This is a genomic window from Parabacteroides sp. FAFU027, assembly GCF_022808675.1.
Lineage (GTDB): Bacteria > Bacteroidota > Bacteroidia > Bacteroidales > UBA7332 > CAXXIC01.
Genome location: NZ_JAKZKV010000001.1, coordinates 88,537 through 113,606 on the forward strand (window position 1 = coordinate 88,537; position 25,070 = coordinate 113,606).

Annotated in this window: 18 protein-coding genes; 4 read left to right on the forward strand and 14 right to left on the reverse strand. The window is 43.2% G+C overall.

The genetic code is table 11. The features are described 5' to 3' along the window. Positions 1-403 precede the first annotated feature (403 nt). From MLE17_RS00370 to MLE17_RS00385, 4 genes are all read right to left on the reverse strand, one after another. Positions 404-3,502 carry an efflux RND transporter permease subunit gene (locus MLE17_RS00370; protein ID WP_243345411.1) on the reverse strand — a complete coding sequence of 1,033 codons (3,099 nt, stop codon included), beginning with the start codon at positions 3,500-3,502 and terminating at the stop codon, positions 404-406. A gap of 86 nt (positions 3,503-3,588) precedes the next feature. After that, positions 3,589-4,677: an efflux RND transporter periplasmic adaptor subunit gene (locus MLE17_RS00375; RefSeq protein WP_243345412.1), complete on the reverse strand. Its 1,089-nt coding sequence runs from the start codon at positions 4,675-4,677 to the stop codon at positions 3,589-3,591. Between the two features lie 2 nt (positions 4,678-4,679). Continuing rightward, entirely contained in the window at positions 4,680-5,927 is a 1,248-nt protein-coding gene (locus tag MLE17_RS00380; RefSeq protein ID WP_243345413.1) for a TolC family protein, read from the reverse strand. 131 nt (positions 5,928-6,058) lie between these two features. Continuing rightward, positions 6,059-7,021 (reverse strand): polysaccharide deacetylase family protein, encoded by a 963-nt coding sequence (locus tag MLE17_RS00385; protein ID WP_243345414.1) that lies wholly within the window; start codon positions 7,019-7,021, stop codon positions 6,059-6,061. 225 nt (positions 7,022-7,246) lie between these two features. On the opposite strand from MLE17_RS00385, the gene MLE17_RS00390 reads away from it, so the two are divergent. The 4 genes from MLE17_RS00390 to MLE17_RS00405 all read left to right on the forward strand — a co-directional run bounded on the left by MLE17_RS00390 (position 7,247) and on the right by MLE17_RS00405 (position 12,481). Further along, positions 7,247-8,122, forward strand: coding sequence for a family 16 glycosylhydrolase (locus tag MLE17_RS00390; protein WP_243345415.1), 876 nt, complete (start codon positions 7,247-7,249; stop codon positions 8,120-8,122). Between the two features lie 667 nt (positions 8,123-8,789). Next, positions 8,790-9,122 carry a hypothetical protein gene (locus tag MLE17_RS00395; protein WP_243345416.1) on the forward strand — a complete coding sequence of 111 codons (333 nt, stop codon included), beginning with the start codon at positions 8,790-8,792 and terminating at the stop codon, positions 9,120-9,122. Between the two features lie 173 nt (positions 9,123-9,295). Continuing rightward, positions 9,296-12,085, forward strand: coding sequence for an excinuclease ABC subunit UvrA (gene uvrA, locus MLE17_RS00400; RefSeq protein WP_243345417.1), 2,790 nt, complete (start codon positions 9,296-9,298; stop codon positions 12,083-12,085). A 45-nt stretch (positions 12,086-12,130) separates the two neighbouring features. Further along, positions 12,131-12,481: a DUF3147 family protein gene (locus tag MLE17_RS00405; protein ID WP_243345418.1), complete on the forward strand. Its 351-nt coding sequence runs from the start codon at positions 12,131-12,133 to the stop codon at positions 12,479-12,481. A 78-nt stretch (positions 12,482-12,559) separates the two neighbouring features. Here the strand turns inward: MLE17_RS00405 and MLE17_RS00410 are convergent, their stop codons facing one another. From MLE17_RS00410 to MLE17_RS00455, 10 genes are all read right to left on the reverse strand, one after another. Beyond that, positions 12,560-13,834, reverse strand: coding sequence for an adenylosuccinate synthase (locus MLE17_RS00410; protein WP_243345419.1), 1,275 nt, complete (start codon positions 13,832-13,834; stop codon positions 12,560-12,562). A 137-nt stretch (positions 13,835-13,971) separates the two neighbouring features. Then, entirely contained in the window at positions 13,972-14,451 is a 480-nt protein-coding gene (locus MLE17_RS00415; protein WP_243345420.1) for a Fur family transcriptional regulator, read from the reverse strand. Positions 14,452-14,498: 47 nt separating this feature from the next. Next, on the reverse strand, positions 14,499-15,185 hold the full coding sequence (locus MLE17_RS00420; RefSeq protein WP_243345421.1) for a DNA alkylation repair protein: 687 nt from the start codon (positions 15,183-15,185) through the stop codon (positions 14,499-14,501). Positions 15,186-15,229: 44 nt separating this feature from the next. Beyond that, complete coding sequence (locus tag MLE17_RS00425) at positions 15,230-17,251, reverse strand: dipeptidyl-peptidase 3 family protein (RefSeq protein ID WP_410795591.1); 2,022 nt, start codon at positions 17,249-17,251, stop codon at positions 15,230-15,232. Positions 17,252-17,301: 50 nt separating this feature from the next. Then, on the reverse strand, positions 17,302-17,910 hold the full coding sequence (locus MLE17_RS00430) for an L-threonylcarbamoyladenylate synthase (RefSeq protein WP_243345423.1): 609 nt from the start codon (positions 17,908-17,910) through the stop codon (positions 17,302-17,304). A 120-nt stretch (positions 17,911-18,030) separates the two neighbouring features. Further along, positions 18,031-18,855, reverse strand: a complete 825-nt coding sequence (locus MLE17_RS00435) for an enoyl-ACP reductase (protein WP_243345424.1) — start codon at positions 18,853-18,855, stop codon at positions 18,031-18,033. Between the two features lie 291 nt (positions 18,856-19,146). After that, the gene (scpA, locus tag MLE17_RS00440) at positions 19,147-21,273 is read right to left on the reverse strand and encodes a methylmalonyl-CoA mutase (RefSeq protein WP_243345425.1); all 2,127 of its coding nucleotides are present in this window, start codon (positions 21,271-21,273) and stop codon (positions 19,147-19,149) included. A 16-nt stretch (positions 21,274-21,289) separates the two neighbouring features. After that, positions 21,290-23,137: a methylmalonyl-CoA mutase small subunit gene (mutA, locus tag MLE17_RS00445; protein WP_243345426.1), complete on the reverse strand. Its 1,848-nt coding sequence runs from the start codon at positions 23,135-23,137 to the stop codon at positions 21,290-21,292. A 296-nt stretch (positions 23,138-23,433) separates the two neighbouring features. After that, the gene (locus tag MLE17_RS00450; RefSeq protein WP_243345427.1) at positions 23,434-24,552 is read right to left on the reverse strand and encodes a universal stress protein; all 1,119 of its coding nucleotides are present in this window, start codon (positions 24,550-24,552) and stop codon (positions 23,434-23,436) included. Positions 24,553-24,758: 206 nt separating this feature from the next. Beyond that, positions 24,759-25,028, reverse strand: a complete 270-nt coding sequence (locus tag MLE17_RS00455) for a DNA-binding protein (RefSeq protein WP_243345428.1) — start codon at positions 25,026-25,028, stop codon at positions 24,759-24,761. Between the last annotated feature and the right edge of the window lie 42 nt (positions 25,029-25,070).

Genomic DNA, 25,070 nt, shown 5'->3' on the forward strand with positions numbered 1-25,070 from the left:
TCACATATATTGATTCACAAGACTCAAGAAGCATTTTTTCCCGCTTAATTTGACTATCGAATACCACTTTATTATTAGTTCAGGGACTATCTGTTTTCGAAATTAAGTGCAATAGTACATATTTCCTCAAATATGGCAAAATATCTAATATAGTTTAATCTTAATAGGCTTTTCAAGTAACTGATTTGATGTTATTTAATTCTGAAAGAATAATGACCTGAGATTTCGTTATTAATCGTCTAAAGATCCTTTGAAACCCATCACTTCAGATAGTGATAGGTCTAACTCTTCACAGAGATTTCAAAGGTCAGTGAAAATTGGACATTCAAATCAAAAACTATAAAATTATATAGGTTCTAACTCTTCCAAAGGTTGAACCTTTGGAAGAGTTTATTACTTGATATTATTCAATTATTTCATGTTTTTCCCGATTGAAAATCCAGAAGATAATCGGGAAAATCAACAGGGTAAGAATGGTAGCGGTCACCAATCCCCCGATAATCACCACAGCCAGCGGCTTTTGGGACTCCGACCCAATACCGGTAGAGATTGCAGCCGGCATCAAGCCGATGGAGGCCATCAGTGCGGTCATCACCACTGGTCGGGTACGTACTTTGACAGCTTCAATGATAGAGGTATCAATATGCAATCCGCTCTTAATATTCTTGTGGAATTGCGAGGTTAGTAACACCCCGTTTTGAATACAAATACCAAACAATGCAATGAAACCTACCCCTGCCGAGATACCAAAGTTAATCCCTGTAAGATGCAGCGCCAAAATTCCTCCGATGAGGGCGAATGGCACATTGGCAATCACCAGTGCAGCATCTTTGATATTACCAAACATGATAAACAATAGCACGAAGATGGCTACTAAACTGATGGGAACTACCTGTGCTAATCGAGCGGAGGCTCGTACCTGGTTTTCAAATTCTCCAGCCCAACCGATGCTGTACCCTTCTGGTAATTTGATTTTAGCAACACGATTTTGCGCATCCTTTATCGTACTTCCCAAATCTCTATCACGGACAGAAAACTTCACACCGACAAAGCGTTTTGTATTATCCCGATAAATAAATGCAGGACCCGTATGTTTCTCAATCGTACAAATCTCTTTCAACGGAATCTTAGCCCCACTCAATGTAGGTACTTTCAGATTAGCGATATCGTTTTCATCTTTCCGGTACTCTTTTTCGAAGCGTACACGAATGTCAAACTTACGTTCGCCTTCGTATTTCTCGGTAGCCGTCTTTCCGCCGAATGCCATTTCAAGCACGGCCTGTGCATCGGAAGCCGTGACCCCGTAAGTTGCCATTTTTTCTTTATCAAGAACTACACTCACCTCGGGTTGTCCCAGATTCCGCATAATTCCCAGATCTTTCACACCAGGCACATTCGACATTTTGGCCATCACCTGATTTGCGATATCATCCAGTTTATCGAGGTCATCACCATATATTTTCACTCCGTTATCAGCGTTAAAACCAGCTACAGCTTCGGCTACGTTATCGATAATCGGTTGCGAATAGTTGTAATTAATACCCTGATATTTCTCCAGTTTCTTATCCATTTCGTCCACCAATTCATCGTAAGTAATCTTACGCTTCCATTCATCGCGGGGTTTTAGGTTCACCTGCATTTGCACGTAATAAAATCCACTGGGGTCGGTACCGTCGTTACTCCGTCCGGTCTGCGAAAGCACACCATTTACTTCAGGAAACTTCTCCAGTTCCTTGCGTAATACTGCGACTTTTTTGACAGTCTGCGAAAGGCTTTGACTCATCGGAAATTTCGCTTCCACCCAAAGTGCACCTTCGTTTAACTGAGGCATAAACTCTGAACCAAGGTATTTAAAGGAAAGCAACGAAAGCACTAATATGGCCAAAGCAACCGAAAGGCTTTTCCGCTTGTGACGGAAGGTAAACATAAAGGCTTTTTCAATTATATTGTTCCAGAAATTGACAAACGGATTATGTTTTTCCCTTACATCTTTATTTAGTAAAACATGGGACAATACCGGCACCAGAGTCAGCGTGAAAATCAGTGCTCCCAGCAATGCAAATCCGAGTGTCCAGGCCAGTGGCGAAAACATCTTACCTTCCACTTTCTCGAAGGAGAAAATCGGCAACAAGGCCATGATAATGATCATCTTGGAAAAGAAGATCGCTTTTCCAAGTTCGGCGCCTTCCTTCTTGATCAGGCTTCCTTTAGCCAGCTTATTGAACTTTTCGACACCTAATTTCTCCCGTTTATGGTCGAGCATGACAAAGAGCCCCTCGACCATCACGACCGCCCCATCTATGATTATACCAAAGTCAACAGCCCCTAATGAAAGGAGGTTAGCACTCATTCCCTTGAGTTGCAGACAGAGGAAGGCAAAAAGTAAAGCCAACGGAACAATGATCGACACAATCACCGTCGTTCGCCAGTTGGCCATAAAGAGAAAGACAATCACCGTAACCAGGATAATACCTTCCAACACATTATGCATCACCGTATGGGTGGTATAGTCCATCAGATTGTCGCGATCGTAAAAGGTCTCTATTTTCACATCAGAAGGAAGAATCTTCGTGTTTAGTTCTTTTACTTTATCTTTCACTCGAGCCAATACATCTCGTGCGTTTTCGCCCTTTCGCATCACGACTATCCCTTCAACGACATCACTGTTGTTATTCAACCCGGCTTGTCCGACCCGTGGCAAAGCGCCTTCACGAACTGTGGCTAAATGTTTTACTAAAACAGGATTTCCATTCACGTAGGAGACAATTACATTCTCAATATCCTGCTTTGTCTTGAGCAGCCCTACACCACGCACCACGAAGGCCTGACCGTTCTTCTCAATTACATCGCCGCCCACATTGAGGTTGCTTTTGCTTACAGCATCATATACATCGATTGGGGTAATGTCGTAACCCGACAGACGATTGGGATCGACACAGATCTCGTAAATTTTCTGTTCTCCCCCAAAAGCATTCAGGTCGGCAACGCCCGGAATTGCACGCAATTGACGATCAACAACCCAGGTTTGCAATGTCAGCAGGTCACGAGTATCGCGCTTATCACTCTTCAGTACATATCGGAAAATCTCCCCTGTCGGTCCATAAGGAGGCTGAACATCAGGTTCAGCCCCATCAGGAAGCTCCACGTTCCGCAATTGGTTATTAATTTGCTGCCGGGCAAAAAAGTCTTCTACATTATCTTCAAATATGATTTTCACTACAGATAGTCCAAACATAGTGGTACTACGTACACTGGTTTTGTGTTGGACTGAGTTCATAGCAATCTCAATCGGGGTAGTCACAAATCGTTCGACCTCCTCGGCGCTTCGTCCGTTCCATTGAGTAATAATGATAATTTGCGTATTGGTTACGTCGGGAAATGCCTCAATAGGCATCTGCCGAAAGGCAAACACTCCGGAAATCACCAGAATGGCCACCCAGAAGAAGGTGAATGCCCTGTTTTTGAGCGAGAAAGCTATAATATTCTTAATAAACTTGTTCATGTGCTGATTCTTAACTTTTTAACACTAAGTTCTTTCTAAAACCCCAGAGAAGAAACGGGCTTCTAACCCCGAAATTTCTTTCCGGCTTAGTCATTCAACGCATCGTAAACCTGCAATTGATTAGTCGTAATTACTTTTTCGCCTGCACTTACACCTGAACTAATATATGTCACATTTCCCACCTGACGAAAAACTTCCACCTTGCGGGTTTCAATATCAGAACGACTCTTATACACCATTACAAAGTTTTTACTCTTGTCGAAAATTACAGCTGACGAAGGAACGGCCAACATTCGTTCACTCTCTTCATGGCTTAATTTGATGGTTGCTTTCATCTCCGGTTTCAAAAGGAAGTCCGGATTTTTTAGTCTAATGCGCACTTTCATCGCTTTAGTATCAGGGTCAATGATATTAAAGATCTTATCCACTTTTCCATGAAAAGCTTTATCGGGATAACTAAGCGTCGTAATATCGGCATCTGATCCCAAGACAACATCGCGGATGTCCGGTTCGCTTACGTTGGCAATGGCCCATACTTCGTCGATTTCAGCAATGTCGAAAATATTATTAGTGTGATCATCACGCAACAACATGTCCTGATTGATATCTTTCTGGATAATAAATCCGCTGATCGGAGAACGGACCTCGTAAATAGCACCCGGCTTGAGACTATATATTTTATAGGTCTCGCGAATACGGCTCAATTGTGATTGGGCTTTATCCAGTTCGCTTTTGGCCGTAAGGACATCACGTTCGGTATTCAGTTTTCCTTCGTAAAGTTCTTTCGTTGCCTTTAGATTGTTTTTAGCAACAACCACATCATTCAGCGCATCGCTTAGATCTTTCTCATAACCGGCTACCTGCGTACTTCGAATGGTTGCCAGCAATTGTCCTTTCTTCACAAAATCCCCGAGTTCAACATAGACTTTAATCACGTTTCCACCAACAACAGGATAGATTTCAATGAGCTTATCGTTATCTGCGGAAATTTTCCCGTAAAACTCCTGTTCAGTTTTGAGAGGTTTAGTCTCTACATTCGCAAAAGTTGTCGTCTTTAGCATGACATCACTCAGGACAAACTTTGGTTTTTCTTCAGTTCCAGATTCTGCTTTCTTTTTACAAGAGGAGAATAGAATGACCGATAAAGTAACACATATCAACAAAATACGTTTCATAATTAAAACTGGGTTGAATTGGTAATATAATTTATTTCTTCGCAGGAGTTGACAAGCTCCTTCGCAAACTTATGGTATTGCTGGAGCGTCTGGTTGTAGTTTTCCATAAAGTCGGTAAACTCGATCAGGGAGAGGTTTCCGTGGCGGAAGTTTCTTAAAACGCCATTTTCCACTTCCCTGAACTTATTGATCTTATCCTGATTCAGTAGTTTGTGGTTATCCAGCGCATCTTTCCATTTCTTATAGGCAAGAATCACTTCATTTTCAATCTTTTGCTGTTGTTGGGCTTTATTGGCGTCGGCTATTTTGACCTGAGCCGCAGCCTGTTTAATGTTTCCCTGGTTGCGATTCCATAGAGGAAGTGGAATTCCGAGGCTTAAAGAAGTAGAGTTATTAAATGCAGAAGCCTGTTGGTCCCAGGAGACTCCGACAGAGAGGTCAGGCACATTTTGCGCTTTCTGCCATTTCAGATTCCATTTGGCAGCATCTACCTGTTTGGATAACGAGAGAAAATCCGAACGGTTATCTATTGCAGTAGTGGTTAAGGATTGAAGGTTGGGCAAGTCTTGTTTTTCATAAGCAGCCAGTTCCTGCACAGTCGGTTGTGGTACAAGTTCCTGAATACCTGTCAATACTGCCAAATCATTCTGAGCTTCCAAAATGCTTTTATACAGCTCCGATTTTTCCTGTTTAAAGTTCAGATAGAGACCTTGCAGACGCACCAGATCCTTCTCCGGCAAATTGCCTTTTTCCACCTGATTATTATAAGATTCAATTAAGGAATCAACGCTACTCATCTGGCGGGTGAGCGCCTGATAGGAAAGGTTATCGTAGTATGCTTCAAAGTAGCTTTGACGGAGTTGCAGCTTGAGATTGCGCAGCAGGTCGGAAAGTTCGTATTCGGCCACCTGCTGATTGGAACGGGCCAGCGCGATTTCATCGTGCTTCTTACCCCCCAAATGAATCAGTTGTTCGATAGAAAACGATTTTTCACCGTTCGGGCCAATGTCGAAATACTTCTTCCGGTCGGGATTATAGGCATTAAAGCCAACCTGAAAATTGGGATTTTCCCATAATTTAGCCTGAATGACCGCGGCATGAGCCGCATCGACATTAAACTTTGCAGCCAGAAGGCTGAGATTGTTCTTGAGGAACAGGTTTTCGGTTTCGGATAAGGTGAGGTTTGTGCCCGTCTGGGCGAATACCGAAAGCGATAAAGCAGAGAATAAAACAGCAAAAAACTTCTTCATAAGTGCGGATTTTTGACGGACGCAAATATCCGAAGCATTTGCTTAAAAAGGACTTAAGCGTAGATTAAAAAGACATTAAAGACGTCTCTAATTAAGATGTTTTGTCATTAATACGCAAGATATGGTGACGTTTATCTGTAATCAAGCGGCATACCGGCCAGTTTCAATACGAAAACAGGAGCCACAGGCAAACCAGCATAAAGATTGCCTTTGATATCCATTGACATCGCCCACCGGATAAGCCACGATGCCCCCCAGTCTCCGAAGTTGGTAATCTTTGAAAGATAAGCTTTATCCCTGAGGCTCTTTTCAATGGAGACAAACTTATAGTTATTGCGTTTGCACATCTGAGCTAACTGTGGAAGATAATCGCGGTTTATGGCATTGGAATGCAACAGCAAAATCTGGCAGATATTCCGCCGAAAAACTTTAACAGAAAGCATTTCATTATACTTAATCTGTTTTTCAGTGAATTCAATATAGCTTTGGCCAATCTGACGCATGAGTACGCTGTCTTTTTTTACAAAAGCGCTATCATAAGCATCATCGAAAATCCAGTCATCATTTTCGATGGTAATGGGGGCCACAATATATTTATGAGCCGCCAAAAACTGTTCCAGCGAATCGTACTTGGCCTGTGAATCGCCAATACTCAGGAAAGGATGGCGGAAATATTGCAATTTCTTATGATGTTTCTTCATCAACGGGCGGGTTATCTTTTCTCCGTTCAGAATATCTTCGCCGAAATTCACACAGGAAGTTTTATTATAATCCGGGTGAGAAAAAGTATGGTTTCCCAGTTCCAGTTTCGCTTTCAGCCAGGATTGAAGTAATGCGACCTGTACTGAATCCATCCGTTTATCCTTCCGGTACATTTTCCCTTCGTTGACAAAGCCAATAGCGGGAATATGATATTGCTTACAGGTATGCACCAGACCTGTAATTACACTCCGCTGAAAACTCACGCTTTTATCACTGTGTGTGTCAACCGGCAGATCATCAAATGTAAAACAAATGCTGCTTTTTGCGCCATTTGACGTAAGGGTAAACAGGATTAGCAAAAAGGAAACGGCTAATATTCTTGGCTTTATCATAAACTTTCAGTTAATACAGCATGAATCTGATCATCCATAGCTGAAAATCGAACTGCAAACATACTGACTAAAAACCAAATTAGTCCGATATGATAATGTTTTTAAGCCTAAATTAATATGATTAGAACAGATTCAATTTTCCCAAAACATTCCGGAAAACAGATTCTGAATGCTACAATTGTACTTATCTTTGTGTCCTGAATGTTTCTTTAACCACCTATTAAAATGAAAAACAGTCTTTTATACTTCAAAGCAGGAAGTCTTCTTTTGGGGCTTTGCATTTCCAGCCAGATATTCGCCGGGAATAACAGCACACCCAAAAGCAAAACCAAATGGAAACTGGTATGGTCAGATGAGTTTAACAAACCGGGCAAACCCGATTCACGAAACTGGAATTTCGAACACGGATTTGCCCGAAACGAAGAGTATCAGTGGTATCAGGCCGATAATGCTTTTTGCGAAAATGGACTGTTGATCATTGAAGGAAGAAAAGAGGAGATCAAGAATCCTAATTATATCCCCGGCTCAAACAACTGGAAAACCAACCGTGAATTTGCCCATTACAGTGCTGCCAGTATGGTCAGTGAAGGCTTGCGGGAATTCCAGTACGGTCGTTTCGAGATTCGCGCCCGCATTGACACCTCGATGGGACTGTGGCCCGCGATCTGGACTCTGGGTATTAAGGGAGAATGGCCATCTAACGGCGAAATCGACCTGATGGAGTCTTATCCTATTAATGGAGAGCACTGCATCTTGGCCAACGTGGCTTCAGGGACAACCAGAAGATACAACGCAAAGTGGCATTCACAAAAAACTTTGTTGAAGCATTTCCTGGAAAAAGACCCTCAATGGCCGAGCAAGTTTCACATCTGGCGGATGGATTGGGACGAAAACACCATCAAGCTCTACCTCGACAATGAATTACTCAATGAAACTAAACAAAGTGACACGGTCAATCCCGACGGCTCCTACCCTTTCCGTCAACCACAATACATCCTGCTCAACCTGGCTATTGGCGGACAAAACGGCGGTGACCCTTCGAAAACGAAATTCCCCAACCGTTACGAGGTGGATTATGTAAGGGTTTATCAAAAGAAATAGTTGAAACATTTCTGTTAAAAAAGCGGAGGTCCGGAATCAAACCGGGTCTCCGCTTTTTTATACGACCTGTAAAATGCGTGATGGTTACCGAAAGCCCTTCAATACCGGTCCTCTCCGGATATTTCTTCTTGCACAACGGTATTCATTAATCCCCTCCGCTACATTTCCTTGGTCAGTTGGGTTATTATTGCATTCTCAGCAGTCAAATTGACGAGTTACTCTAAACTATTTTATTTCGAATAGAAATCTATTACTTTCAGATAAAATTCTCTATATATCGCCTATAATATTCTATGTTTTTAACAAAATCTTTTAGCTATCTGATAGAAATCTCTTACTTTCGGATAAAAGTATCTATCTATCATCTATAATACTCTATGTTTTAAATAAAATCCTTTAGCTATCTGATAGAAATCTCTTACTTTCGGATAAAAGCCTCTATCTATCGCATACAATACTCTATATTTTAAATGAACGACTCTATCTGTCAGATAATAACTAATAGGCTTTAAATATAATTCTCTGATTATATAAAGAAAACTTTTTCATATTTACTATATAAGAATATAGATATACTCATCAAAATGACTATCTTAGCTACATCATAAAGCTCCGATAATGTATCTGGAGAGGAACGAAACTATTTACCTGAAAACAAACAACAACTATGGAAAAGATTAATCCCAGCAAATTGATCAACCGCGAGATGACCCAAAGACGGATTTCCAAATCCGAGCTGGCCCGTATGCTTCACATGAAGCCGTCATCCATCCATTTTATGCTTGACAGTGAGTTTATGCAGGTGCAACGTCTGCTTGACCTCTCAAATGTGTTTCAATACAACTTCTTCCGCGAAATTGCCGATCAACTGCCTCACGCCGAACCAGCAACAGCAAACCCGGCCACTGCAGAAATCACGACGCTCAACGAACGCATCAAAGAGCTGGAAATGGAGGTACGGATTCTGCAGGATACGCTGGAGAGGCTTATCAGGAAATAAAGACAAGCTCTTCGGATTACTCATTGCCGTCTGCCTTTAGCTCACGGCAAGGAAAATATTGCCGTTTCTCTCCCCCTTAAAAGATGTTCCCCAAATCCGCCTTTTCCCCTGCCGGTCAAAGCTAAATGGAAATAATGGTGTAAATTTGCGGTTCAAATTTTGGTAAACTCATCATGACCGATAATAAATCCATTTTTATAAAAGGTGCCCGCGTCAATAACCTCAAGAATATCGACGTGGAAATCCCCCGCAACAAGCTGGTGGTGATTACCGGACTCTCGGGTTCTGGTAAATCGTCGCTCGCCTTCGATACCCTTTACGCCGAAGGACAACGCCGCTACGTGGAGAGTCTCTCCTCCTACGCGCGTCAGTTCCTGGGTCGCATGAGCAAGCCCGAATGTGACTACATCAAAGGCATCCCTCCAGCGATTGCCATCGAGCAAAAGGTGAATACCCGAAATCCGCGCTCTACGGTGGGTACTTCTACCGAGATTTACGATTACCTGCGGCTGCTTTTTGCCCGCATCGGCAAGACCTATTCGCCTGTCACCGGTGAAATCGTCAAAAAACATTCGGCAGAAGATGTAGTGGAGAAAATGCTTTCCTATCCCGAAGGAACCCGTCTGGCTGTCTTCTGTGAAATTCACGTTCCCGAAGATCGCGAGATGGTACAGCACCTGGATGTGCTGATGAAGCAGGGATTCAACCGTCTGGAGCTCAATGGCAGCTTCCTCCGCATAGAGGATGCGCTGAAAGATCCGGAGGCTCTCCGGTCCGAAGGCCTGTTGCTGCTGATCGACCGACTCTCAGCATCATCAGACAAAGATACCATCAGCCGCCTGACTGATTCGGTGGAGACTGCCTTCTTTGAAGGACACGGCAGCTGCCTGGTGAAGTTTTACGGGGAAAATGGCGAAGAGCAGATACAATTCTCCAAACGCTTCGAGGCCGACGGTGTCACTTTCGAAGAACCCAACGATATGATGTTTAGCTTCAACAGTCCGGCAGGTGCCTGTCCGCGCTGTGAAGGGTTTGGCAAAGTAATTGGTATCGACGAAGACCTCGTGATACCCAACAAAGCCCTGTCTGTATATGAAGATGCCGTGGTGTGCTGGAAGGGTGAAAAGATGAGCGAATGGAAAAACGAACTGATCTTTCACGCCAATGCATTCAACTTCCCGATCCACCGCCCTTATTACCAGCTTTCGGATTCGGAAAAAGAGTTGCTGTGGAACGGCAACAATTACTTTGGTGGCATTCACAGCTTCTTCAAAATGCTGGAAGAAAACCAGTACAAGATCCAATACCGCGTGATGCTCGCTCGCTACCGCGGTAAAACCACCTGCCCCGACTGCAAAGGCAGCCGCCTGAAACCTCAGGCGATGTATGTCAAAATCGGAGGGAAAACGATTACCGATCTGGTGCAACTGCCCATCTCTGAACTGAAACTGTTTTTCGACCAACTGCAACTGGACGAGCACGACCAGATCGTTGCCAAACGACTGCTTACGGAGATCAATAACCGCATCCAGTTCCTATTGGATGTCGGACTGAGCTACCTCACGCTCAATCGCCTTTCGGCCACACTGTCCGGTGGTGAAAGCCAGCGTATCAACCTGGCAACTTCTCTCGGCAGCGGACTGGTCGGATCACTTTATATCCTCGACGAGCCAAGTATCGGCCTGCATTCCCGCGACACCGATCTACTCATCATTGTATTGCGGAAACTGCAAAAACTGGGAAATACCGTTGTCGTGGTGGAGCACGACGAAGAAATCATCCGTGCCGCCGATTACATCATCGACATCGGCCCCGATGCGGGACGTTTGGGTGGTGAAGTCGTTTATCAGGGCGATGTCAACGATCTGCAAAAGGCCTCCAACAGCTACACCGTACGCTACCTGACCGGCGAGGATCAAATAGAAGTACCCAAATACCGCCGCAAGTGGAATAACTTTATCCAACTGAAAGGCGTTGCCCAAAATAACCTGAAAGGGATTGACGTAAAATTCCCGCTCAATGTCATGACGCTCGTTACCGGGGTGAGCGGTTCGGGTAAATCATCGCTGATCCGTGATGTATTCTCCAAAGCGGTGCAAAATTACTTTGAGCCGAGCGGTGAAAAGAGCGGCATCTTCGCCGAGATGTCGGGCGACCTGCATTTACTCAAGGGAATAGAATTCGTGGATCAAAATCCGATCGGTAAATCCTCCCGTTCCAATCCCGCCACCTATCTGAAGGCTTACGACGAAATCCGGAAGCTTTACGCCGAACAACCTTTGGCCAAACAGATGGGTTATACACCGGCGCACTTCTCCTTCAATGTGGAAGGTGGCCGATGCGAGGAGTGTAAAGGCGATGGAACAATTACCGTGGAGATGCAGTTTATGGCCGACCTCACGTTGGAATGTGATGCCTGTCACGGCAAACGTTTCAAGCAGGACACGCTCGACGTGGAGTACCGCAACAAAAACATCTTTGACATTCTCGAACTGACCGTTGCCGAAGCGGTAGAATTCTTCAGCCAGGGAACCAGTTCTACTGAAAAGAAGATCGTCAAACGCCTGCAACCGTTATTGGATGTCGGCCTCAGCTATGTAAAGATGGGGCAATCCTCTTCTACCCTTTCGGGTGGGGAAAACCAACGGGTGAAGCTGGCCCTCTTCCTGAGCGGGGAGAAAAGTGACCCGACACTGTTTGTCTTTGACGAACCAACCACCGGGCTTCACTTCCACGACATCAAGACGCTGCTCAAAGCCTTCAATGCCCTGATCGAAAAAGGTCATACGGTGATCATCATCGAGCACAACATGGACGTGATCAAATGTGCCGATCACATCATTGACCTGGGCCCGGAAGGAGGAGACAAAGGCGGTCACCTCGTTTGCGCCGGTACCCCGGAAGAGTTAGCGGCTTGCAAGGAATCCTATACGGGTTATTATTTGAAGGAAAAACTGAAATAATAACCACCACTAAAACACAAAGGGCACTTAGACTCACAGAGTAGCATGATAAGAATCCTGATCAAAATCATCATAACCGCACTTCTGGTCACAGGCATTTCAGAAGTAGGAAAACGATTCAGCACGGCAGGAGCCATACTGGCTTCCCTGCCGCTGACCTCTCTGCTGGCAATAATATGGATGTATCTCGATACGAAAGACACGGTGGCGATTGGACAGTTTTCGTGGTCCATCTTTTGGATTGTGACACCCTCGCTGGTCTTCTTCATTGCCCTACCCTTATTACTCAAAAGCGGACTGAATTTCTGGCTTTCGCTGGGGCTGACCTGTGTGATTACGGCACTATTCTATTTCCTGTTTATCTATATTATCCGAAAGGTCGGTATTCAGGTATGACACAAAGACATTCAAATACAGATAGCAAAAAAGGCGTGACCGCGGTCACGCCTTTTGTTATATATCGGTGATTTAGAATTAAATCTCTTCAGTATATCTTTCAATTGTCTGATCACGATCAGGTCCAACTGAAACAATGGTGATAGGCACTTCAAGCTCCTCTTCGAGGAAGGCAAGATAGTTATTGAATTCTTCAGGGAATTCGTCTTCACTCTGCATTTTGGTCATATCAGTTTTCCAACCCGGAAGCTCTGAGTAAATCGGCTCAACTTCACCATCCAGGCTGTAAGGGAATACTGAAGTCTCTTCTCCATTTACTTTATAAGCCACACAAGCTTTAATCACCTCGAATTGATCCAGAACATCGCTCTTCATCATGATCAGCTTGGTTACACCGTTTACCATGATCGCATATTTAAGCGCTACAAGGTCAATCCATCCGCAACGACGTGCACGACCGGTAGTAGAACCGAATTCATGTCCGCGCTGACGAAGCTCTTCACCCGTCTCGTCAAACAATTCTGTTGGGAACGGACCACTACCTACACGGGTACAATATGCTTTGAAAATACCGAAAACATCTCCGATTTTATTAGGTGCAATACCCAATCCGGTACAAGCTCCTGCACAAACTGTGTTTGAAGAAGTAACGAAAGGATATGAACCGAAGTCGATGTCAAGCATAGTTCCCTGAGCTCCTTCTGCCAATACCGAACGGCCACCTTTCAGGGCATCGTTCACAAATTGTTCTGAATCGATGAAAGTAAAACGTTTCAACACTTCAAGACCTTCGAACCACTCTTTTTCAACCTCAGCAAGGTTGTATTCGAAGTTATATTGTTTCAGGATGGTTTCGTGACGTTCAACTGCCGCCTTGTATTTTGCGTCGAAATTTTCGAGGATATCACCGACACGCACACCGTTACGGCTTACTTTATCCGTATAAGTCGGGCCGATACCTTTTAAAGTAGAACCGATCTTAGAGGCTCCTTTAGCCGCTTCATAAGCAGCATCAAGCAAACGGTGAGTTGGCAGAATCAGGTGAGCTTTTTTGGAAATCAATAGCTTCTTGGTCAGGTCATAACCGGTAGTTTCCAGTTTTTCAATCTCTTTTTTGAAAATGGCAGGATCAAGCACAACACCATTACCAATCACATTTACTTTGTCTCCCTGAAAAATTCCTGACGGTATAGTGTGAAGAACAAACTTACTGCCATTAAATTCAAGCGTGTGACCGGCATTCGGGCCTCCCTGAAAACGGGAAATCACATCATATTGAGGTGTAAGAACGTCAACAACTTTACCTTTACCTTCGTCTCCCCATTGCAGGCCTAATAAGACATCTACTTTCATTTCTATTTGATTATATATTTATTTCATTAAGTCATTGCATATTATGCTCAGGCAATTCCATTTCACGTTTTATTCACATATGAGCATAAAATAAGCCGCCCGATAGGTGCGACTTAACCGGAGACCGACCGAAACGTTTATTTCTTTGCCGGACTCGTCCTTTTCTTTGTCGTTAGCTTAGCACATTTGTTACAAACCCCATATATATAGAGACTGTAATGCGAAAGTGCAAATTTGCTGAGCTTCTTACTTTGAATTACATCCTTAATATTGTGGTCTTTGATCTCTTTGATATCACCACAGATTGTACATATTAGATGTAAATGGTTGTCATTGTTATATGCCTTCTCGTAGTGCGACATATTGGCACCAAAGCTGTGCTTGATTACCAGGTTGCTATCGACCAACAGCTCCATCGTATTGTAGAGTGTAGCCCGGCTTACCACAGGGCGTTCAGAGTTGATCGAGTTATACAAAAAGTCTATATCAAAATGGTCATTAAGCGTATAGATGTGCTTCAATATCATGTAGCGTTCGGGTGTTTTACGGTGCCCTTTGGCTATCAGATATGCAGTAAACTCTTGCTTAACCTTTTCAAATATATCTTCCTGAGACATTGTATCTACTTGTTTTTACACGCCAAAATTAGAGATTTTTATTGGATTTACAAAGTGGTTTGAAGCTTATATTCAAATTCAAACCGCAGATCATCCAATATCTGTTGCTTCCTTTCCAATTCTAAATCAGGAATATCACCAACATTTTCCAATATCGTTCTGGCTAGATTAATATTATTAGCGCCCACACGTTTTAACCCAAGCAAAGCCCCGTTAAAGAGGAAAATCTGGTTGGATTGAATATCTTTTACAGCTTCGACCAAAACAGAAACCAGAGTAGTTTCCTTAAAATGAAAATCTTTGACTGCTATCCGGGCCAAGAGTTGCCATGCTATATAACGAAGCATCACCTCAGATTGTTTTAGCCAGTCAAGAACTAAATCAGGGGCGAATGTCAGATGCTGAAACAGGTTCATCGCACATTGTTCGGCCATTTCGGGTTGCTGGATATCTGCCGCCCACTCTTGAGCCATAGCCGGAGTAAAAGACTCGACTGGTTGTATCAATGTGGCCAGTATCCGAAGCTCCCGAACGTTTTCCAACCAAAGCTTCTGCGCCAGATCATGGTTCTTACCATATTTCGCGGCCATCTTTCTCAACGTTATCAATGCCACACCGTAATTGACCCGGTATCCAAGTCCACGCTCCTGCATACTCTCGGAAGTGATACCATTCATTGCAAGCCGGAGCTGCTTTTTGATTTGCTGTATCTGCTCCAGAATGGCTTCCGGCATGAAAACTATTTTAGCTGGTTTAGACATCTCTATTCTATGGCTTTTTAATCGTTTATATTCGGCAAAGTGCTGTATTCTTTTGAATAGCGCAACATTTGTTCAACATATCCTTCATCATAAGATACGCGGATATCAGTAATTTCACCCTGAACATTTTTCATCGGAAAAAGGACTGGATTTACAAAACCTTTAAACGGAGCAATATTCAGTTTTTCATAACGCGACAAAATCTCCTTATGCAGCTCCGGATTAACCTTAACGGCGTAAGCTTCAATCATCTGACGGGCTGCCTCATAGTCACCTTCAGATTTGATGCGCTGTACTTCTGCCAATAGTTTACCGATCAGTTCCCGCATTTTCCGGAAATCATTAATCACAACAAATGTTTTGGCATCCCGTTGCTTAAGTTCAATGACCTTATCGTCAGCACCCTTTTCCAAAAGCCAACTGCCAATAAGCGCACGGTTACGCATGTGAGCCTGCTCGATATTCTTGCCCGGCTGCACACGGATTAGCTGAGTCAGGATTCCATTCATCACATAACGGTAATATTCAGCCTTATAAGCTTCTGCATCGGGCAACAAGCCCAGTTCTACCGTCCTTGGATCGGCAATATAATAAAGCGCGAACAAGTCGGCACGCGCCTCTTCCATCGGTGAACCGTAAGCTTTCAGGGCATCGGGATCAACTCCGGGAAGCAACTTTCCAGAACCGTGTCCAAGACATTCATGCAAATCGGTGTGCAGATTATCTGCCTGAAAACCATACTTTTTAATGCGTTCTCTATTTTCATCATCCCAGACAAATTCTTCCAGAAAACCATTACCCTGAGAAGCTTTGTCATAGGCTTCAGTGATATTTTCGATAGTTACTGATTTCGAGCCGTGATCTCGGCGAATCCAGTTGGAGTTCGGCAAATTAATACCAATCGGGGTGGACGGATAACAATCGCCACCTAATGCTGCCACGGTGATAACTTTGGCTGAAACGCCTTTTACGGTCTCTTTTTTGAAACGGGCATCAATCGGGGAATGATCTTCAAACCATTGAGCATTATCACTGATTGATTCGGTTCGTTTGGTTGCCTCTCTATTTTTGAAATTTACGATAGCTTCCCAACTGGCTTTCAAACCCAGGGGATCACCGTAAGACTCGGTAAATCCATTGACAAAATCCACATCAGAATTCAAGTCTTTCAACCAAAGGATAGCATATTCGTCAAACTCCTTCAGAGAGCCAGATTTATAGTAGGAAATCAACCTTTCGATCACCGCTTTTTGCTCTGCATTTTCAGTATAAGGCAACGCGTTATTTAGCCAATAAATGATCTTTTCAATAGCCAGTGAATAAAGACCTCCAACCTTCCATATTTTTTCTAATATCCGGCCATTTTCTTTCACCAAACGACTATTTAGTCCTAAAGAGACCGGGGTTAGATCATTGGTATCTTTCAGTTTATTGTAGAAATCTTCTGCTTCCGCCTGTGTTACGCCGGCGTAATAATTATTGGCAGACGTTTTAAGCAAATCCTCCCCTTCAGCCTGATTTGCCCGTTTAGGCAAAACGGCAGGGTCAAAAATAACGGGAACTATTTTTTTCAACAAGCCCTCTTTGGTTTGCTCTTTATCCAGATGCAATTGCTTTTCAGATAATTTCTTTACCTGAGAAACAAAAAAATCCTGAGAGAAGCGGGGTTTAAGCTTATCGGAAGAATAATCCTGGTGAATGCCGTTGTTGTACCAAACCTCTTTCAGATATTCGGTCAGGGCTATAAATTCAGCACTGTTTTTATCCCCTGAAGAGTTTTTGTAAATAGCCTCAAGAGTACGGCGGACAGTAAGATTCCAGCGGCAATTCTGATCAAACAGAATATCACGACCGGCATGGGCAGCTTCAGAAAGGTAATACACCAGTTTCTTCTGATCCAGGCTCAAAGCTTCAAAGCCGGGAACCTTATAACGAAGAATTTCAACATTGGCAAAACGATCAACCGTATATTTAAAAGTATTGGCAACCTCTTCACCGGCCATAACCGGAGAAGATGACAAACTTGCAGAAATTATCATGAGAGCAACTATTTTTTTCATCCTGACGGCAATCCGGATAAATATTCGAATTAATAAATCAATTCCCCTTTTCCCTGACGGACAATTTCCGCCTCACCTTCACTACAATCCACAACGGTAGAAGCTGTAAGCCCTCCGTAACCACCGTCAATCACGAGATCTACGTCGTATTGATATTTCTCCTCAAGCAATTCCGGATCAGTCATGTATTCGATAATAGTATCGTCACTGTGAACTGATGTGGTTAGCAACGGATTTCCTAATTGACGGATAATCTCGCGTGCGATGCTGTGATCGGGCACACGGATTCCTACCGTCTTGCGGTTACGGAAAATCTTGGGTAAGCTACTGTGTGTGTTAAGAATAAAGGTAAACGGACCGGGTAGATTCTTTTTCATCAGCTTAAAAGTGATATTGTCCACTTTGGCAAATTCGCTGATGTTGCTAAGGTCGTAGCAAATGATGGAAAGATTTTCTTTTCGGGGATCTATCCCCTTGAGTTTGCATATCTTCTCTACCGCCCTCACATTGAGCGCATCACAACCAATTGCGTAAACAGTATCGGTAGGATAAATAATCAGGCCTCCGTCTCTCAGGATGTCCACCACCTTATCAATCTCACGCTGATTGGGATTTTCAGGATAGATTTTTATCAGCATAACTCCCGTTTATTTTTAAAATCAAGTCTTTCCTGCTACTATTATATAACAGGAAAGACCGGATAAAGTATTAGAAAACCCTAAATTCTTTCAGGAATATTGTTATTTGAAGTAAATCGCTTACTTCTCGAAGCTTTGCAGATACTGTGTCATCGCGCTTTCGCTCATCGCCATGCTGGAGAATCCACCATCGTGGAAAAGATTTTGCATGGTTACTTTGCGGGTAAGATCGGAGAACATCACGATACAGTAATTTGCACATTCATCAGCAGTTGCATTACCCAGTGGAGATACACGTTCAGAGAAGTCCATCAGGTTACCCATCACTCCTACCCCGCTACCGGCAGTAGTCATAGTCGGTGACTGAGAAATAGTATTGATACGGATGCCTTTTTCGCGACCGTAGATGTAACCGAAACTACGGGTAATAGATTCGAGCAACGCTTTTGCATCAGCCATATCATTATATCCGAACAATACACGTTGAGCCGCTATGTAAGAAAGAGCAATAACAGAACCGCCTTCAGCGATAGCATCCATTTTCTTAGCAACCTGGAGCATTTTATGGAAAGAGACAGCTGAAATATCGAGCGTTTTGTGCATCATATCATAGTCCAGGTCATCGTATTCACGCTTCTTACGAACGTTCATAGACATCCCGATTGAGTGAAGTACAAAGTCAATTTTACCACCCAGCAGCTCCTGAGATTTAGCAAAAACATTCTCCAAATCAGCGACACTGGTAGCGTCAGCAGCAATTACCGGAGCATTCAGTTTCTCGCTCAAAGCGTTCACTTCTCCCATGCGCACCGCCATTGGAGTATTTGACAAGGTAATAATAGCGCCTTCAGCAACAGCTTGTTCAGCTACTTTCCAGGCAATCGACATCTCATTCAATGCACCGAATATAATGCCTCTTTTTCCTTTTAATAAACCGTAACTCATTTGATTTCAATTAAATGTTTAACATTGCCTTTATTCATCACCCGACTTACGCATGCACACAAAGGCAAAATTTGCGCAAAGGTAATGTTTTTGAGGAACGCTTCAAAAAAAATGTTTATCAAAATGGAAGGAAAGCACATCTTTACATCTTATCTTACTTATTATAAATATGACCTAGTGATTAAAAGGAAGGGATAACAAGAAACAGCAAAGCCGAAGTCTTATGACTCCGGCTCTCCTATAATATTATTCGGAATGCGACTCAAAGCCGCCCTCTAAATAGACAGTTAATTAGTCCTGAAGCAAAATCTCAAGGATTTGAACTGCAGCTTTCGATACAGAAGTACCAGGACCGAAGATAGCAGCAACACCTGCTTTGTACAGGTAGTCATAGTCCTGTGCAGGGATTACACCACCGGCAATCACAACGATATCTTCACGACCCAGTTTTTTCAGTTCTTCGATGATCTGAGGAACCAAAGTTTTGTGTCCTGCTGCCAGTGAAGATACACCTACTACATGTACGTCGTTTTCTACAGCCTGACGGGCAGCTTCAGCAGGAGTTTGGAACAATGGTCCCATATCCACGTCGAATCCACAGTCAGCGTAACCTGTAGCAACTACTTTTGCACCACGGTCGTGACCATCCTGACCCATTTTAGCGATCATGATACGAGGTTGACGACCTTCTTTTTTCGAGAATTCCTCAGCCAGTTTGCAAGCTTGTTGGAAGTCTGAATCGTTTTTGGTTTCTGATGAATACACGCCTGAAATTGTTCTGATTACAGCTTTATAACGACCTACGATTTTCTCACAAGCATATGATATTTCACCTAATGAAGCACGTACACGAGCAGCTTCTACAGCCAGTTCGAGCAAGTTGCCTTCTTTAGTTTCCACACATTTAGTGATTGCTTCAAGAGCAGCCTGAACTGCTTTCTCATCACGTGCAGCTTTCAATTCACCCAGGCGTTCAACCTGCTGGATACGAACAGCTGTGTTGTCTACTTCGAGGATATCGATCGGATCTTCTTTTTCAAGACGGTAACGGTTTACACCTACGATTACCTGGTTGCCAGAGTCGATACGAGCCTGAGTACGTGCAGCAGCCTCTTCGATACGAAGTTTAGGAATACCGGTTTCGATAGCTTTTGCCATACCTCCCAGTTTCTCAACTTCTTCGATCAATGCCCATGCTTTGTGAGCCAGTTCGTTAGTCAGAGTTTCGACATAGTAAGAACCTGCCCATGGGTCAACCTCTTTACAGATGAATGTTTCTTCCTGAATGTAGATCTGAGTATTACGAGCGATACGAGCAGAGAAGTCTGTCGGCAATGCGATAGCTTCGTCAAGCGCATTGGTGTGAAGTGACTGAGTGTGACCCAGTGCAGCACCCATCGCTTCGATACAGGTACGACCTACGTTGTTGAAAGGATCCTGCTCAGTCAATGACCAACCTGAAGTTTGTGAGTGGGTACGAAGAGCAAGAGATTTTGGGTTTTTAGGGTTGAACTGTTTCACGATTTTCGCCCACAACATACGTGCTGCACGCATTTTAGCGATTTCCATGAAGTGGTTCATACCGATTGCCCAGAAGAATGACAAGCGTGGAGCGAATGCATCGATGTCCATACCTGCATTTACACCGGCACGAAGGTACTCAAGACCGTCAGCAAGTGTATAAGCCAACTCGATGTCTGCAGTTGCACCAGCTTCTTGCATGTGGTAACCAGAGATAGAGATAGAGTTGAACTTAGGCATTTTTTGTGAAGTATATTCGAAGATATCAGCAATAATCTTCATTGAGAACTCCGGTGGGTAGATGTAAGTATTACGCACCATGAACTCTTTAAGAATGTCATTCTGGATAGTACCTGCCATCTCTTCCAGTTTAGCGCCTTGCTCCAAACCAGCGTTGATGTAGAATGCAAGAACTGGTAATACAGCACCGTTCATAGTCATTGATACAGACATCTTGTTCAATGGAATTCCGTCGAACAAAACTTTCATGTCTTCCAAAGAACAGATAGATACACCCGCTTTACCTACGTCACCAACTACACGTTCGTGGTCAGCATCGTATCCGCGGTGTGTAGCAAGGTCAAATGCTACAGAAAGACCTTTCTGACCAGCAGCAAGGTTACGACGGTAGAATGCGTTAGACTCTTCCGCTGTAGAGAAACCTGCATACTGACGGATAGTCCAGGGTTGCATAGCGTACATACCACTGTACGGACCACGCAAGTAAGGAGGAAGACCAGCAACATAGTTCAGGTGCTCCATTCCTTCGAGGTCTTGCTGAGTGTAGATTGACTTAACTGGAATTTGTTCCGGAGTCAACCATGAAGCCTCGCTGCTTACCGGTGCAGACGCTGCAAAACCGGCAGTTATATCAATTTGATCGAATTTTAATCTCATTTTCTGTTCCTCCTTCTTATTTCAAAATTCCTAACTGTTTGCTGAATGCAGTGAGTGTACCCAATACATTAGTACGAACATTAATAAACTCAGTAATGCCTTGAGCTTTCAAGTCTTCAGCACAAGCAGGAGCACCCGCAACCACCAAAATAGCAGCACCACCAATAGCTGCTTTAGCTTTAGGAGCCAATTCTGCATATTCGTCATCGCTTGAGCAAAGAACGATAATGTCAGCACCGGCAGCTTTTGCAGCTTCTACGCCAGCTTCTACTGTTTCGAAGCCAAGGTTGTCCACTACTTCATAACCAGCACAAGCCAGGAAGTTGCAAGAGAACTGAGCACGTGCCAAACGCATAGCCAGGTTACCGATAGTCAACATGAATGCTTTAGGACGTTTAGCTGCTTTTTCAGTAGCCAGACGAAGAGCTTCAAATTCACTTGCACCACGAGTAAAGTCAAGAACTTTTGCAGCTGGAGCATCACATCCGCAATCCTGAGCCAAAGTTTTGATTTTAGCAGCAGCTTTTTCGTTGAAGTTAGGGAATTGGTTAGAACCGAGGAGAACTTCTTTACGTGCAGCGATTGCAGCACGACGAGCTGTACCTGCATTATTAACTGTATCTTGTACAGTTCCTGCTTTTACAGCTGCAAGGAAACCACCTTTTTCTTCTACATCAAGGAACAAAGTCCATGCCTGTTTCGCGATAGACGCAGTCAGGTGTTCGATATAGTAAGAACCCGCTGAAGGGTCAACGATTTTCTCGAAATGAGACTCTTCTTTCAATAATAATTGTTGGTTGCGAGCAATTCTTTCAGAGAATTCGTCTGACTCCTGATATGTTTTATCGAAAGGATTAACAGTGATTGAATCAACACCGGCAAGAGCTGCTGACATTGCTTCAGTTTGAGTACGAAGCATATTTACATGAGCATCGAAGATAGTCATGTTCCAGTCAGAAGTCACAGCATGAGCAGCCATTTTAGCAGCATCTGCATCTTCAGTGTATGCTTTTACGATATTAGCCCACAACATACGTGCTGCACGGAATTTTGCAATTTCCATGAAGTAATTAGAGCCTACACCGAAGTTGAATTTGATATTTTTTGCAACAGTAGCAACATCCAATCCAGCTGCCTGAGCCTGAGCCAACACTTCGTTACCCCATGCCAATGCGAAACCAAGTTCCTGATAGCTGTATGCACCTGCATTGTTCAGATAAGCAGCATTTACTGCCAATACGCGGAAGTTAGGCAGAGCTTTAGTTGCATCGATCATCTCAGCATAAGCTTTAGCAGCATCTTCAAACTGTTTTCCACGAGCCAGTTCACGACCAGTCGGGTCAAAGTTCAAAGAACCTTTTACTTTTGCCAAATCAACATTTGCAGAAGCAAAGTAAGCTGCTAAGATTTTAGCCAACTCAACTGATGCACAAGCACATGTTTTGAAGTTAACCTCGATGCACTCTACACAGATGTCTTTGAGCAATTTAGCGATATTTTCAGCAGAAACATCCTCGCGATCAATAACAAAGCCCAGAGAATCCACACCTTTGTTGAGGATATCCAGGGCTTTAGCATTAGCAGCTTCGATGTTTTCCACTTCAATTTCCTGACAAACAAACCATTTGTTGTCGGCTTTAGTTCCGCGAACATATGGGAATTCACCCGGAAGTGAAGTAGTTTGTGCCATACCTTCGATATCTTCGGCACGGTACATAGGTTTCACAGAAAAGCCTTCATTGGTTTTCCAAACGAGCTTCTTGTCAAAATCAGCTCCTTTCAGATCAGCCGTTACCTTGTTCATCCACGCTTCAGTAGAAACGGGAGCAAACTCGGTAAAGAGCTTTTGTTTACTATCTGCCATAAATAGTTAATTATTAAGTTGTTATAAATAAAAGATAAGTCTACCTATTCAATAGCTTTCATCTTAACCTCGTGTTTTTCTTTTAAGGTAAATGAGATAAGAAGAAGGCCTTTAAAAACGTTGCAAAGGTAAGCAAATGCCCTGATTAAAGAAATTTTTCCGTTAATAAAAATTCATCGCCAAGTTTCTTTTTGTGGATTCCCGCCATTTCACACGCAAAAAACCCGGCATCGCGATCCAAAACACGATGCCGGGCTACAAAATATCACATTTTCAATATATCTCACATCTATTTGTCATTTCAGTACCAAAACTGGTGTATCAGTATGAAACAGAACCTGATTAGCCATACTCGGATAAAACAGCGAAGCAAAAATATTACGTTTATGCGCCGTAATGGCCATCATATCAATATCAAACTTGCGGATATACTCTTCCATACTATTGAACACATCACTGCCGTTGATTATGCCATAAGTGGCTTTCAGGTTAGGATACATCTTTTGCAGATAATCCTGCATACCGGTCAGTGAAACTTCATCCCACACATCAATCTTATCCGATATGTGCAGGAAATGCACCTCAAATTGCAAATCACCTTTCAACCGCATCAGCTTATCAAACGAAATCAGGTCTTTCTGATTGAAATTGGCTATAAAGGCGACATTTTTTATTGCATCCATATCCAACAATTCTGTTTTTTGTGGAATGGCAAAAACAGGAATTTTGCTTCTGTCAATTACCTCTGCTGTAACACTACCCAGGTAATCTATCGTTTTGGGTGTTTTGCCGCGAGTTCCCATGACTATAATTGCCGGTTTGTATTCCTTTGAAAACCGGATGATCTCTTCTTCCGGGATCCCTTCCTGAATCACATGATCATATTTTACTCTGGGTAGCTCCTGACGGGCTATTTTCTGTTTCAAATCGTCCAGAAAATGCGCCATATCTTTATTCACCTTTTCCTGCACCGCCATGAGGGTTTCTCCGCTAAATAATTCACCGGTAAAGGTTACTTCAATAGGTAAAACACCGGAAGCAATCGGCACGTAGTAAGAGTGGATAAACATAACCTCAGCGTTAAAACGTCCCGCCAGCTTTACAGCAATCTCTGCTGCTTTGACTGAATAGGGTGAAAAATCAATCGGAGCCAGAATCCGGTTAATGGCAAACTGATCCGGATCTGACACAGGCCACGTTTCCGATTCATCAGTAAGCTTAGCCATTTCTACAATACGCAGTGCGCGAGGCAAATCCGATTCCTTGATGCGAACGCGTACACCTGCCGCTACCATCGGTTCTATAAGACCTACATTGTGAATATAGACTTCTATGCCTTCATTTTCGAGCAATGATTTTAGTATCAGCGCCTTTTCGTAGGTATGAATAGCAAGAGTGATCAATTTATCTTCCATAATAATTCAATTTTCGGGTTATTTGAATTCGAGGCTATTTCTATTGTAAATACAGGAATGATAAGAGTTGGAATGTTATCTGTATTTAAAACAATCCAGGATTGTTAATGGTTTAGAAAATCCCTCCTATTCCAGATATAAAAAACCCTGACGCTCTGTTACTTTATGTAAGCGTCAGGGTTGAAATAAGCTCTTTTATTGGTTAATTACTCTACCTCCTGTAGTTCGAGCGTTTCTCCCAGAATTGAGAGCGCTTTTTCCAGAATTGTAGTATCATCTAAAGCGACTATACCGCCGTCAGGACCTGGTTCGATATGAATACCGACACTGTTGCCTTCTTTGTAGTGATCACCTCCGAAATAGTTGCGAACTGTGTCAGCGCATATCCCAAGTTCATCTGCGATTCTTTGAGTGCTTCCCGGAGGCAACTGCATTTTAATCCGACGAAGCTCATTGAAAGAAATTGTCTTAGTCATATCTCTTTAGATTTGTGGGTTAATAAAATCAGGTTTTAATCA